Origin of the sequence: Bacillus sp. ISL-18 (genome assembly GCF_018613415.1) — a bacterium.
In the GTDB taxonomy this organism is placed as follows: Bacteria; Bacillota; Bacilli; order Bacillales; family Cytobacillaceae; genus Neobacillus.
Window position 1 is genome coordinate 119,002 of the sequence record NZ_JAGGQG010000011.1, and the last position, 14,206, is coordinate 133,207.

10 protein-coding genes are annotated in these 14,206 nt (G+C 39.1%); all 10 read left to right on the forward strand.

Annotation, left to right across the window (positions count from 1 at the left end):
• Positions 1-84 precede the first annotated feature (84 nt).
• The 10 genes from J7E81_RS18235 to J7E81_RS18280 all read left to right on the forward strand — a co-directional run bounded on the left by J7E81_RS18235 (position 85) and on the right by J7E81_RS18280 (position 13,985).
• Positions 85-3,504, forward strand: a complete 3,420-nt coding sequence (locus tag J7E81_RS18235; protein ID WP_215044623.1) for a glycoside hydrolase family 2 TIM barrel-domain containing protein — start codon at positions 85-87, stop codon at positions 3,502-3,504.
• A gap of 47 nt (positions 3,505-3,551) precedes the next feature.
• Positions 3,552-4,208: an SGNH/GDSL hydrolase family protein gene (locus J7E81_RS18240; protein ID WP_215044625.1), complete on the forward strand. Its 657-nt coding sequence runs from the start codon at positions 3,552-3,554 to the stop codon at positions 4,206-4,208.
• A gap of 22 nt (positions 4,209-4,230) precedes the next feature.
• The gene (locus J7E81_RS18245; protein ID WP_215044627.1) at positions 4,231-5,214 is read left to right on the forward strand and encodes an aldo/keto reductase; all 984 of its coding nucleotides are present in this window, start codon (positions 4,231-4,233) and stop codon (positions 5,212-5,214) included.
• Between the two features lie 196 nt (positions 5,215-5,410).
• On the forward strand, positions 5,411-6,013 hold the full coding sequence (locus J7E81_RS18250; protein WP_215044810.1) for a polysaccharide deacetylase family protein: 603 nt from the start codon (positions 5,411-5,413) through the stop codon (positions 6,011-6,013).
• A 162-nt stretch (positions 6,014-6,175) separates the two neighbouring features.
• Positions 6,176-7,897 (forward strand): cache domain-containing sensor histidine kinase, encoded by a 1,722-nt coding sequence (locus tag J7E81_RS18255; protein WP_308162234.1) that lies wholly within the window; start codon positions 6,176-6,178, stop codon positions 7,895-7,897.
• Complete coding sequence (locus J7E81_RS18260; protein WP_215044630.1) at positions 7,890-8,678, forward strand: response regulator transcription factor; 789 nt, start codon at positions 7,890-7,892, stop codon at positions 8,676-8,678. Before J7E81_RS18255 ends, J7E81_RS18260 begins: the two co-directional genes overlap by 8 nt.
• Positions 8,679-8,792: 114 nt before the next feature.
• Positions 8,793-10,103, forward strand: coding sequence for an extracellular solute-binding protein (locus tag J7E81_RS18265; protein ID WP_215044811.1), 1,311 nt, complete (start codon positions 8,793-8,795; stop codon positions 10,101-10,103).
• Between the two features lie 608 nt (positions 10,104-10,711).
• The gene (locus J7E81_RS18270; RefSeq protein WP_215044813.1) at positions 10,712-12,010 is read left to right on the forward strand and encodes an extracellular solute-binding protein; all 1,299 of its coding nucleotides are present in this window, start codon (positions 10,712-10,714) and stop codon (positions 12,008-12,010) included.
• Between the two features lie 183 nt (positions 12,011-12,193).
• Positions 12,194-13,069 carry a carbohydrate ABC transporter permease gene (locus J7E81_RS18275; protein WP_215044632.1) on the forward strand — a complete coding sequence of 292 codons (876 nt, stop codon included), beginning with the start codon at positions 12,194-12,196 and terminating at the stop codon, positions 13,067-13,069.
• Positions 13,070-13,088: 19 nt separating this feature from the next.
• A complete protein-coding gene (locus tag J7E81_RS18280) occupies positions 13,089-13,985 on the forward strand; it encodes a carbohydrate ABC transporter permease (protein ID WP_215044634.1) in 897 nt (298 codons plus the stop codon).
• The last annotated feature ends 221 nt before the right edge of the window (positions 13,986-14,206 follow it).

Sequence of the window (14,206 nt, forward strand, 5' to 3'; positions counted from 1 at the left end):
TTAGAGCTGGCCAATGAGCCAGCTCCCTTTAAAAACAACTCTTGCAATATCAGTGAATATAAGTCAGAGGTGAGTAAAACGTAAATGAATAAAAAGATACTTTTTAATGATGGCTGGGAATTTACTAAAACCGGCCTGGACGTGACTGATCGTACTGGTTTAACATTTGAACCTGTTGATTTACCCCATGATTGGCTGATCTATAATACACTAAATCTTTATGAAAACAGTATAGGCTGGTATCGAAAGAGATTTACTTACACCAAAGACGACAAGCAGATTCTCTTGTGCTTTGATGGCGTGTATATGGATTCTTCCCTTTATGTCAATCAACAGTTTGCAGGAGAATGGAAATATGGGTATTCATCCTTTGAACATGAAATCACAGACGCCCTTGTGGAAGGGGAAAATGAAATTCTCGTCAAAGTGGTGCATCAAAGTCCAAATAGCAGATGGTACTCAGGTGCCGGCATTTATCGGAATGTCTGGCTAAAAACAAGAGATGTGAACCATATTGTAACAGATGGAATTTATGTAACAACCATACAGAACGATGATGGCTGGCAAGTTGAGATTTACACGGAAATCAACCTCTATGAAGATGTACAACTTTCACATACGATTATGTATAAAGATAAAATCATTGCCGCATCATCAGAAAAGATTGTTTTAAAAACTAACTCTAATGTACATAATCGTCAAAGCTTGTTTATTGAAAATCCAAATCTTTGGAGCACGGAACAGCCAAATCTTTATCTGATAATCACTCAATTAAAGGCAGCAGCAACAAACGAAGAAATAGAATCCGTATCTCAGAATATCGGGTTTCGTACCATTACACTTAACCCGGAGCAAGGGTTTAAACTGAATGGGAAAAGGATGAAATTAAACGGAGTTTGTGAACATCACGATTTAGGGGCTTTGGGTGCGGCTTTTAATAAAACGGCCTTAAAAAGAAGATTTAAGATATTAAAAGAAATGGGCGTCAATTCGATACGAACCGCTCACAATATGCCGGCAAAAGAACTGATGAACTTAGCCGATGAGATGGGGTTCCTGATTGTATCGGAAGCTTTTGATATGTGGGAAAGATCTAAAACAACTTATGATTACGCAAGATTTTTTAAGGAATGGGCGGCTATTGATGTAAAAAGCTGGGTCATGCGTGACCGCAATCATCCAAGTCTTTTTATGTGGAGTATTGGAAATGAAATATATGATACCCATGCGGATGAGAGAGGGCAGGAAGTGACTAAAATGCTCATGGATGAAGTACGAAAATATGATCCAAACGAAAATGCCAAGGTAACCATCGGATCGAACTATATGCCCTGGGAAAATGCGCAAAAATGCGCAGATATCGTGAAGGTTGCTGGTTATAATTATGCAGAAAAGTATTACCAAAAACACCATGTGGAACATCCGGATTGGATCATCTACGGCAGTGAGACTGCTTCGGTCGTTCAAAGCAGGGGAATCTATCATTTCCCATTTGAAAAATCGATACTGGCAGATGATGATGAACAATGTTCTGCCCTTGGAAATAGTTCTACGAGCTGGGGAGCAAAATCCGCTGAAGCTTGTATTCTAGCTGAAAGAGATATACCTTTCTCCCTTGGCCAATTCATTTGGACGGGATTTGATTATATCGGGGAGCCTACACCGTACCATACGAAGAACTCCTATTTTGGTCAGATTGATACGGCTACTTTTAAGAAAGATTCCTATTTTATCTATCAATCGGCATGGACGGATTACAAGATAAAGCCGATGGTTCATATTTTGCCATATTGGGATTTTAATAAAGGACAACTGATTGATGTCCGAGTATGCTCGAATGCACCGAAAATTGAACTTCAGTTCAATGGGACCACTATCGGAACCCATGAAATTGACCATGAAAATGGGGCACAGCTTGTTGGCTGGTGGAAGATTCCTTATGAAGAAGGAGAATTAAAAGCGATTGCCTATGATGAGGCAGGAAGCATCATTGCAACAGATGTAAAGAGGTCCTTCGGTGATGCAAAGAAGATTTGTTTACAGGCAGATAAGCAACAGCTAATGGCAAATGGCACGGACTTAATTTTTGTCGAAATTAGCATGGAAGATGAGAATGGCATTCCAGTAGAGAATGCCAGCAATCGGGTACGAGTGGATGTGACCGGAGCGGGCCGCTTAATTGGTCTTGATAATGGCGACAGCACCGATTATGACCAGTACAAAGGGGTTAGCAGAAGACTATTCGGCGGTAAATTAATGGCTATTATTGGAGCCACATTAGACCCCGGAGCGATTCATCTTGAAGTGTCCTCCGAAGGCCTAGATAGCCAGAAATTGGAGTTTGAATCCCTGCCAATAAAAGAGGTCGTGATCGAAGGAATCTCTGCTCATACGAGGAATCAGGACCTGCCGATTGTTATGGGTATGAGCGAAGATATCCCTGTTCGTAAGATTGAAATCATCAGCGAAGACGGTCAAGTGTTTGATGCATCGCAAAAAGAGAGAATGGTTCGAGCAAAATTTTTCCCGGAAAATACTTCTTACCGTGAAGTAGAGTGGAGCGTAGTCAACGAAACTGGGATTGAGTCGAATATTGCTGTAGTAGAAGCGTTTGGCCAGGAAGCAAAGATTACAGCATTAGGAGACGGGGAATTCCGCGTTCGTTGTACCAGTAAGAATGGTACGGACAAAACGAAATTAATCGCTCAGCTGGAATTTACGGTAGAGGGTCTTGGCACTGCCTATAAGGATCCTTATGGATTTATCTCAGCAGGACTCTATGATTATAGTAAAGGCGAAATTGGTAACGGAAACGAAAGAGGGGTTGCTACCGCTAGAGATGGTGAAACACAGGTAGGTTTTCGTGGAATTGACTTTGGAACGTATGGTTCAGATACGATAACGATTCCCATTTTTGCCTTATCAAGCGAAGAGTATTCCTTGCAGATTTGGGAAGGAATGCCTGATGAGGCGGGCAGTGAGTTGCTAGCGGATGTGATCTATCAAAAAGAATCCAGGTGGAATGTCTATCAGGAAGAAACCTATCGGTTGTGCAAAAGACTCCGTGGGATTACTTCCATTTGTTTTGTCCTCGAAAAGAAGGTTCATATAAAAGGATTTTCTTTTGAAAAGAAGAATAGAGCCTTTGAAAGAAATCTTGCTGCAGAGTCTGACCATATCTATGGGGATACGTTTACAGTAACAGAAAATAGTGTTGAGGGAATCGGAAATAATGTTTCGCTAGAATTTGAACAAATGGATTTTGCCAGTGAAGGGGCAGCGAGACTGGTTGTTTATGGAAAGTCGCCAATTGATAAAAATACAATTCATATCCGGTTTGCGGGCCTAGAAGGAGAATTCAATCAACTTGTCGAATTTACGCAATCGGATGGATATGAAGAGAGAGTGTTTGAATTGGAAAGAATCACCGGCATACAAAAAGTGACCTTTATCTTTCTGCCAGGAAGTCATTTTGATTTTGGATGGTTTCAATTTAAAAGATAGAGAGAATCCCCCCACACACAACTTCAAAAGATTTGGAGGAAATAAAGATGAAGATTGAATCAGCTCAAAAACTAGTATTTATTGGTGACTCTGTAACAGATTGCGAACGGGCCCAGCCGGAAGGTGAAGGTCTGTTTGGTGCATTAGGGAAAGGTTATGTATCCTATGTAGATGCACTTCTGCAAGCTGTTTACCCGGAATTGGGCATCCGAGTAGTCAATAAGGGGATTAGCGGCAACACAGTTCGTGATCTTAAAACCAGGTGGCAGGCGGATGTCATGAATCAGGAACCAGATTGGTTATCAATCATGATTGGCATCAACGATGTTTGGCGGCAGTATGATACTCCTTTCATAAAAGAATGGCATGTATACCTTGACGAATATGAGGAAACCCTTCGGAAGCTTGTCACAGAAACGAAGCCGCTCACAAAGGGGCTTGTCCTCATGACTCCATTTTATTTGGAAAGTAATGAACAGGACCAGATGCGCAAAACGATGGACCAATATGGACAAATCGTTCACCAAATTGCCGAAGAGACGGGCTGTTTATTTGTAGATACACAAGCTGCTTTTAATGAACTATTAAAGGAGCTCTATCCAGCAACCATTGCCTGGGACCGGGTTCATCCTTCCGCTGCTGGGCATATGGTATTGGCTAGGGCATTCTTGAAGGAAATTGGTTTTCAGTGGAACCGCATTTAATTTATTTATTGGAGATGATGACATGAACTATCGGGAATTAGGAAATACAGGAATCAAAATCAGTGAAGTAAGCTTTGGAACATGGGCGATCGGCGGGGCATGGGGAAAGACAAGCGACGAAGAAGCTTTGAGATCTCTTGACTATGCCATTAGTCAAGGTGTTAATTTCTTTGATACAGCTGATGTTTATGGGGATGGACATAGTGAGGAATTATTGGCCAAAGCTACAAAGGGTCGTGAAGATCAAATCCATATCGCAACTAAGTTTTGCCGGCAGGGAGATATCTTTGATCCCAATAATTACAGCTATGAAACGGTAAGTGCTTATTGTGAGGACAGTCTCCGCCGCCTAAAGCGGGAAGCAATCGATTTGTATCAAATTCATTGCCCGGCAACTGAAATATTGCGGGATGGCAGTGTATTTGAGGTACTTGACCGATTGAAGCAAGAAGGGAAAATCCGTCAGTACGGAGTTAGTGTTGAAACGGTAGAAGAAGGGCTTATTTGTTTGGAATATCCTAATGTTAAAAGCCTTCAGATTATCTTTAATATCTTCCGTCAGAAGCCATTAGAGGATTTAATCCCTGAGGCCTATCAAAAAGGCGTAGGGCTTCTCGTTAGATTACCGCTAGCAAGCGGACTGCTTACGGGGAAATTCTCAAGTAATCATGTGTTTGAAGCGGATGACCATCGCCGTTTTAATGAAAATGGAGAGGCCTTCAATGTAGGAGAAACTTTTGCAGGGCTTGGCTTTCAAAAGGGTGTGGAATTAGCTAATCAGCTTAAATGGATTTCAGAGGGACGGAATTCTATGGCAAGTGCGGCACTTCGCTGGATTTTGGATCAAAAAGAGATTACCTGCATCATCCCTGGATTTAAAAACGTGAAACAAGTAGAGCAAAATCTGTCAGCCTTGGATACAAAATCGTTTACAGAAGAAGAACAACAGAAGCTTCAACGTTTTTATCAGGAAAATGTAAAGGATTTTATTAGAGGACCTTATTAATGGTTCGGTCTCTAGTGAGGTAGTCAATAGACGTTATTGCCGACCGAGCAGGAGAAAAAAGAGTGCCAAGGGTAGTCAATGGCCCTTATTGCCGACCGAGCAAGCGAAAAAAGAGTACCATGGGTAGTCAATAGCCCAATAAACCTCACAAATAATTACTTTCTGTAGGGAGTGAATCCAATTGACCGAGCTAACTATGATTAACGAAGTTTCTACATCACAAAAGGCAGTTGCTATTACGTTCGATGATGGTCCGAATCCAATTTATACACCGGAAGTGTTGGATATTTTTGCAAAGGCAGGAGGAAAAGCAACGTTTTTTATGATTGGTGAACAAATGGAAAAAAATCCCGAAATAGTAAAAGAAGTGGCCGAACAAGGACACGAAATCGGCAATCATACGTTTTCCCATCCTAAATTATCGGAGTTAAGTCCTGCTGACTGTTTATCGGAAATTGAACGAAATGAGAAAATAATCCAAGAATTGACTGGACAACTCCCCGTTGTCTTCCGGCCTCCATATCTAGACTATAATAATGATACGATCTCAATCCTAAAGGATAAGGGGTATCCTATGATTGGAGCATTAAATATGGAGGCTCAAGACTGGGAGCAGCCTGGAGTAGAGCATATACTATCAGCCTCAAAGAAGTGTGTGAGTAATGGAAGTATTTTAATCTTTCATGACGGCTTTGGAGATCGTTCTCAAACAATAGAAGCGGTTAAGAAGCTTGTATTTGAGCTTAAATCTGAAGGTTATCAGCTTCTAACCGTAAGTGAGTTATTAAACTTAGACTAGGTATATTTATAGTAAAAAGGGATCGGAAAATTACTAAATTTTTCTGGTCCTTTTTTTTGCTGTTTTCACTTATTTTTATACTAAAATAAGTTATGATTAGATTAAAAATGAATACTGGTAGAAGGTGGCCAAATGCTTTCCAAATTGCAGAGATGGAATACAATGAGAAATCAAATTTTAGTCGTCTTTTTAATTGTCATGGCTATTGTTTTATTAATCGTTGGCAGTTTAACTTTTAATCAAGTTTCCAATATGCTGAACAATAATGGAGAAAAGCAAATCCAGCAAACAGCAATTGAGGCAAATGGAAGATTGGAATCACTATATGAACAAGTGAATACGGCCTCAAAGCTTGTCATGACAAATGATAAAATTCAGGGAATTTTATCAAAAGCCTATTTAGACAGAAAAGTAAGTTTTTCTGATCTTCAAGAAGCAAAAGGAACAGTTAATACCATTCAAGCTAATACGGAAGGAATCTTCTCATTCGAGATTTTTACGAAAAATCAGAATCGCTTGTTACCAAATGACGACTCCAAGTTAACTGCCCGCATTGGTAAGCGGTGGATCACGCAGGCCAATGAAGCAAAGGGCCGTTTGGTTTGGATAGGAGAAGATCCTCATAATTCTGATTATATTTTAGCCCTTAGACAAGTGAATCTCATGGGGAATGACTATGGGAAAGGCGGCTATCTACTTATAAGGGTTTATCAAAACTATTTTCAATTCGCAAACCAAGACAATAGTGGTATCAATCAATATTCTATATTACTAGACAAGGATTTAAAGCCCATTCTGTCTAACTATTCTGGTTCGCCTGCCCCGATTATAAACAATGATAAATCAATTATATCCCTAGACCATAAGGATTATATGGTTACAAAACAAGCCTCGAAAAATACCGGATGGACGCTTATTATTTTAACTCCTGTTAAAGCGCTTACTAAAGGGATTAATGTTTTGAAAATGGGGATTATGATTTCCGGAATCATAGGGCTGTTTATCTTTTTTAGCAGCTCATTATTTCTTTCAACCATCATTACAAGACCTATTATTAAACTGACAAAAACAATGCAAAAAGCAAGCGAAGGTTCTTTATCCTTGAATCCTTCTGTCCCAACTGTTAATGAAATCAATGAATTGAACAGTACCTATAATCAGCTTGTTAAGGAAACCAATCATCTCATAAAAATGGTTTATCAAAAAGAAATTATTCGCAGTCAAAGTGAACTAAAGGCACTGCAGGCACAGATCAATCCCCATTTTCTTTTTAATACATTAGACGCTCTCAGATGGTCACTTGATGATAAAGAAGAAGAGGAACTTGCCGACCTTGTCATTGCGATGTCCAACTTATTTCGTTATACCATTACCAAACAATCCGATAGTGATTGGGTATCAATCAAGGAAGAAATCAAACATATTGAAGATTATTTGGATATTATGAAAATGCGTTTTGGAGACCAGTTAAATTGGAATTTGAATATTGATGTTGATTGGGATGAAGTAAAAATACCAAAATTATTAATACAGCCTTTGGTGGAGAATGCTGTCATTCATGGGGCAGGGAATACGGTCAAGCCATGTATGATTACTGTATCGATCCAACCTTCAGCTGATACTCAGTACCTCGAAATACTTGTACATGATGATGGTCCTGGAATGGATCAAGAAAAGTTAGATGTTGTAAAACAGTCTATGACGGAAGGGGGAGGCCCATCCTTAAAGGGAAATGGGATGGCGATTTCCAATGTTTTTAAACGCCTTCTATTATACTATCATGCTCATTTAAAAAGGGGCTTGACGATCTCAAGTGAGGTAAATAACGGTACAACGATTTCTTTTGAAATTCCCGTGAAAATGGAGGAGACCCAAGTTGTATAGACGAACGATTTTAATAGTTGATGATGAACCAAGAACCCGGCAAGGGCTTAAGAAGACATTGGATACATGGGCACAAGGGGAATACCAAATCATTACGACTGCTAATGCGGAGGAAACAATCGAAATCATGCGTCAGCAAAAGATTGATATCCTCTTAACAGACATTCGTATGCCGGAAATGACTGGTTTAGAGCTCTTAAAAGTAATCAAAGAGCAAAACATGTCACCTGTTATTATTGTTATTTCTGCGTATTCGGAATTCGAATATGCCCATGAGGCTCTTCGTCTCGGGGTTATTAACTATTTATTAAAACCAATTAGCAAAAAAAATCTAATTGAAGCAGTAGAGGATGCTGTGAAGGCTGTGGAGAAACAAGAACGGGCAGGATTGATTGAAAAAGTGGTGGATACTAAACTTGTTGATGTAAACACCCAAAGTCCTTCCAATCGGCTGCCAATCCGTGAAGCGCTCGATTATATTAATCAACATCTGAAAAATGAACTTTCCCAAAAGGAAGTTGCCGACCATGTTCATTTAAATCCAAGTTATTTAAGTGTTTTATTTAAGGATCATGTTAAACTAACGTTCAGTGAATATGTAACAAGAAGGAGGATCCAGCGCGCCAAGGAATTATTAATGTCAACTAATCTTCCAATTGCTGATATTGCAGAGGAATCTGGTTACAAAACGGCAAAATATTTTATTAAGATTTTTAAGGAAATGGAAGGAGAAACACCTAGCGCCTATCGTAAAAATTATAATGAAAAGGCTGTCCAATAATTTGGGTTCTCTTTCCTAAGACCTATTTTCCAACGATCTGAATACTAACCTATCAATCTAAACAGCTAAGATAATAATAGGTCATGGGAGGAATAACCATTGTTTAAAAAGAAAATGATATCAGTTTTGGTATTCATGATCCTCCTTGCTGCAATAGCTGCTGGCTGTTCTTCATCAAGGTCGTCTGGTGATGTAATGGCTTTAAACGACAGCAAGAAAGTGATTCATTTCATGCATATATGGCCGGAAGGCAGTTCGAATTCTCAGTATTCCATCGTGAAAAGTATCATCTCTGATTACGAAAGACAACATCCTGATGTAAAAATTGAAACAGAAATTGTTAACTCTGATCAATATAAGGACAAGCTTAAAGTTTTAGCTACTGCAAATGAATTACCAGACATTGGGATGACTTGGTCAGATGGATTTATTAGACCGTACGTAAATGCTGACATGTTAGAGCCGTTAGACGATATCGTTAATAACGATCCAGCACTTAAAGATGCATTCATCCCAGGCGTAAAGGAGTCCTATGCAGTTAATGAAAAAACGTATGGTTTGCCCTTAGAATTGAACACTTCATATGTTTTTTACAATAAGGAAATTTTCAAGAAATATAACCTTGCCGTCCCTAAAACATTTGAAGAGTATAAACACGTCGTGAAAAGACTAGCGGAAAATGGAGTGATCCCTGCTACTGTAGGTGCAAAGGATGGATGGCCAGCATCCTTCTGGTTTATGTATCTAGCAGACCGTATTGGCGGACCGACTATTTTAACCGATGTTATACATGGAAAAGCAAAAATGGATGACCCAGCACTTTTAAAAGCAGCACAAGAAGTTCAAAATTTAGTTAATATGGGCGGTTTTGTAAAAGAGGCAAGCACATTATCATATGAAGATTCCGTGGATTATTTCATGTATGAAAAAGCGGCCATGTTTCTAACTGGACTTTGGCAATTGCCGGCATTCACAACAAGCCCTGATGTACCACAAGAGTTTAAAGATAAAATTGGCTACTTCAAATTCCCGCTTTACGAAGGCGGTAAAGGCACCGATATCAACAGTTATGTAGGGGGCCCCGGTGTAGGGTTATTCGTAGCGAAAGATTCAAAGGTTAAAAAAGAAGCAAAGGATTTTGTGGGATTTTTCGTAAAAGAATGGGGCAAAAAATCTGTTACGGATGCAGGGATCATCCCGGCAACAAAAGTGGATACATCCAATTTGAAACTTTCACCAATGTACATGGATATATTAAAGGATTTGAACGAAGCTTCCAATGTTACAACTTATTTCGATACTCAATCCAGCCCGGCTGTATCCGAATTACACCACGAATTACTTACGGCTCTATTCGGAAAACAAGTAACCCCAAACGATTTCGTTAAACAACAAGCAGACGCATTAGCTGAAGAACAAAAGTAAAAGAAGTTTCAATCATTTGCGTAACACAGGCTCCCAGTTATTTTTTGCTGGGAGTTTTTTGTTTGCGCCGTTATACTTGTCCAGCTCCAGCGCCTAGGGGCTCGAAGATCTACAGCCAATCCGTCAAGAAGGCTAAAGAACAGCCTTCTCGCCGGCTCGTCTTATGCCTGTCGCCCCTGTTCAAGGCGCTTCCGCTTTTCTTATTGTCTAGCTCCAGCGCCTAGCCCCTCGAGGTCACAAGCCAATCCGTCCAAAAGGTTAAAAAACAACCTTTCGGCCGGCTTGTCTTGTGCTTGTCGGGGCTGATCAAGGCGCTTCCGCTTTTCTTATTGTCTAGCTCCAGCGCCTAGCCCCTCGAGGTCACAAGCCAATCCATCCAAAAGGTTAAAAAACAACCTTTCGGCCGGCCTGTCTTGTGCTTGTCGGGGCTGATCAAGGCGCTTCCGCTTTTCCTGTGAAAGGGCTTTCTAAAAATAGTGGTATTTTTCCTAATCGTAGTGACCTATTTTCAAAACTATCTGAATGCTAAACTTATAAATGTAAACAAACAAAATAAAAGGTCATAGGGGGAATAACAATTGTTTAAAAAGAAAACGATTTCAGTCTTGATGTCCTTGGTAATGCTTGCTGCCTTAGCGCTTGCTGGCTGTTCTTCATCAAGTTCTTCTGGTAAAGAAAGCGCTTCAAGCGGCGGTAAGAAAGTGATTAAATTTATGCATTTATGGCCGGAAGGCAGTTCAAATGCACAGTTTTCAATTGTAAAAAATATCATTGCTGATTATGAAAAACAGCATAAAGATGTAAAAATTGAAACAGAAATTCTAAGCCCTGATCAATACAGAGACAAGCTTAAAGTTTTAGCTTCATCCAATGAATTACCTGACATTGGGATGACATGGTCAGATGGATTTATCCAGCCTTATGTACAAGGTGACATGTTAGAGCCATTAGACGATGTCGTTAATGGAGATCCAGCTCTTAAAGATGCTTTTATCCCTGGTGTAAAAGAATCGTATGCGGTTAATGGTAAAACGTATGGTTTACCATTAGAATTAAACATTTCATATGTTTTCTACAACAAAGAAATTTTCAAGAAATATAACCTAGAAGTTCCTAAAACATTTGAAGAATATAAAAATGTCGTGAAAACATTAGCAAAAAATGGAGTTACCCCTGCGACTGTAGGCGCTAAAGATGGCTGGCCAGCATCCTTCTGGTTTATGTATCTAGCAGATCGTATCGGTGGACCAACGATTTTAACAGATGTAATTCATGGAAAAGCAAAAATGACAGACCCTGCTGTTGTAAAAGCAGCTCAAGAAGTTCAAAACTTAGTAGATATGGGCGGCTTTGAAAAAGGTGCAAGCGCCTTATCAAATGAAGATGCAAAAGGTTACTTTATGAATGAAAAAGCAGCGATGTTCTTAACCGCTACTTGGGAATTACCAAACTATACAACAAGCCCTGATGTGAAACAAGAGTTTAAAGATAAGATTGGCTACTTTAAATTCCCAACTTATGAAGGCGGTAAAGGTACAGACATTAACAGTTATGTTGGCGGCCCTGGCGTTGGTTTATTCGTAGCGAAAGATTCTAAAGTGAAGAAAGAAGCAAAGGATTTTGTTGGATTCTTAGTGAAAGAATGGGGTAAAAAATCAGTTACAGATGCTGGTGTTATTCCTGCAACGAAAGTAGACACATCTAGTTTGAAACTTTCTCCAATGTACATTGATATCTTGAAGGATTTGAGTGAAGCATCCAACGTTACGACGTATTTTGATACTCAATCCAGCCCGGCTGTATCAGAGTTGCACCATGATTTAATGACAGCTCTATTCGGAAAACAAATTACGCCGAAAGACTTTGCTAAACAACAGGCAGATGCTCTTGCTAAAGAACAAAAGTAATTAAGCGTAACTCATTCTCTTAAAGATAGAGGGCATACAAAATATGCTCTCTATCTACTTTAGACTATTCAGCTTCAGCGCTTAGGAGCGACAGGCTTAGTTCAATCCTTCAAGAAGGCTCGAATTAAGCCTGTCGCCCCAACCCAAGGCGCTTACGTTTTTAATTAGAAGGGAGTATAGAAAATGAAAAACGTAATGTCAAACAAGTTAGCCATAAGCCTCTACGTACTTCCTGCCTTACTACTTATTCTTATTTTGATTTACATCCCAATCGTTCAAACAGGTTATTATGGTTTAATGGACTGGAACGGCATCGGGAAGATGAAGTTTATAGGTTTAGAGAACTACAAAAATCTAATTCATGACAAAATGTTTTGGCAAAGTACTTGGCATTCCTTATTACTCGGTATTTTCTCCACAATCAGCTTAATTGGTTACTTGATTTTATCGTTAATTTTAGCTAGTAAGATTAAGGGAGCTAACTTTTTAAGAAAAATTTACCTAATCCCTATGTTGTTATCCTCTGTTGCAATAGCACAGTTATGGGCGAAGATCTTTGACCCGTCTAACGGAATGATCAACAGATTGTTAATGACATTTGGTGTTGAAAACCCACCCCTTTGGTTGGCAGATTCAAACATCGTATTATATGCCCTTTTTATCCCAATTGTTTGGCAATATGCTGGTTTTTATATTATTATTTTCTACGCGGCACTAAAGAATGTTCCTGAAGAACTGATTGAAGCAGCGAAAATTGATGGAGCCACAGCTTTTCAAATTGCTTATAAGATTAAAGTTCCGCTAATCGCAGGAGTCATCAAAGTAATGGTCATATTAGCCATCGTTGGTTCATTAAAGTATTTTGATTTAATTTTCGTCTTGACTGGCGGCGGCCCTAACCATGCGAGTGAGGTTATGGCATCCTATATGTATACAGAAGCATTCACAAAATATAACTTTGGTTACGGAAGTGCCATCGGGTTTGGTTTACTTGTTATCTGTATGCTGATGACCTGGTTAATCCAAAAACTACTATCTACTAAAGATGTAGATTATTAAAAAAAGGGGAGTGAATAAGATGAGTAAAGTTGCATATGAGAGACAAACACATTCGACCCTATCCGCTTCATATAAAACTAGTAATACGTTTGGAAAAAAGATTGGCTACGGAATTCTCTATTTTATTCTAGGAATCATTGCTATTATCCAGATTTACCCACTTATATGGTTATTCCTTTTTTCCTTAAAAACCAATCAAGAGGTCTTTGGTATGTCCCCATTCTCATTACCTCAACATCCACAATGGGGCAACTATCTGAAGGCTTGGACTGCTGGACATATTGATGCTTACTTTTTAAATAGTGTGATTTACACTGTAATTGCGGTTGTACTAACTGTTATTCTAGCTAGCTTTGTGACATTCGCGATTACAAGAATGCAATGGAAGCTCAGCGGTTTAGTTCTAGGGTTGTTTATGGCGGGGTATATGATTCCGCTTCATTCAACACTAATCCCATTATTTAATACCTTTAAATCAGTCCATTTAATCGATAATCCTATTTCAGTCATATTATCGTATGTAGCTTTCAACTTACCAATCACGATCATGATTCTAAGCGGATTTTACAAATCCCTTCCAAGAGAGGTAGAAGAAGCAGCAGTAATTGATGGCTGTTCAATTCATCGTATCTTTTTCCAAATAACACTGCCAATGACTGTACCAGTACTTTCAACAACAGTGATCATTAACATGATTTACAACTGGAACGAATTCGTGTTTGTTAATACGTTCTTAAGTTCTGATAAATGGAAAACCATCACGGTTGGGGTTAATAACTTTGTCGGACAGTATTTAACAGATTGGGGCGCGATTGGTGCGACCTTAATGATTAGTATCATTCCAGTTCTGATTGCTTTCTTTGTTCTAAGTGATCGAATTGTGGAAGGCATTGCTGCTGGATCTGTTAAAGGTTAATAAAATGTTATCGATAAAGAAGCTGATTCAGAAACCAAGAATCAGCTTTTTTACAGAGAATCTTTTTCGAAACTTCTTTGCTTTTGCACTAAAATCAGGAAAATCTAAAGTCGCAAAACCCGCTATAATTCCTTTATATTCCCTACTTTAAAACCTTTATTCTATGCAAATGCACAAATATATTTGTTGCGCTGACTATACCAAAATAACAAGTAATAGAT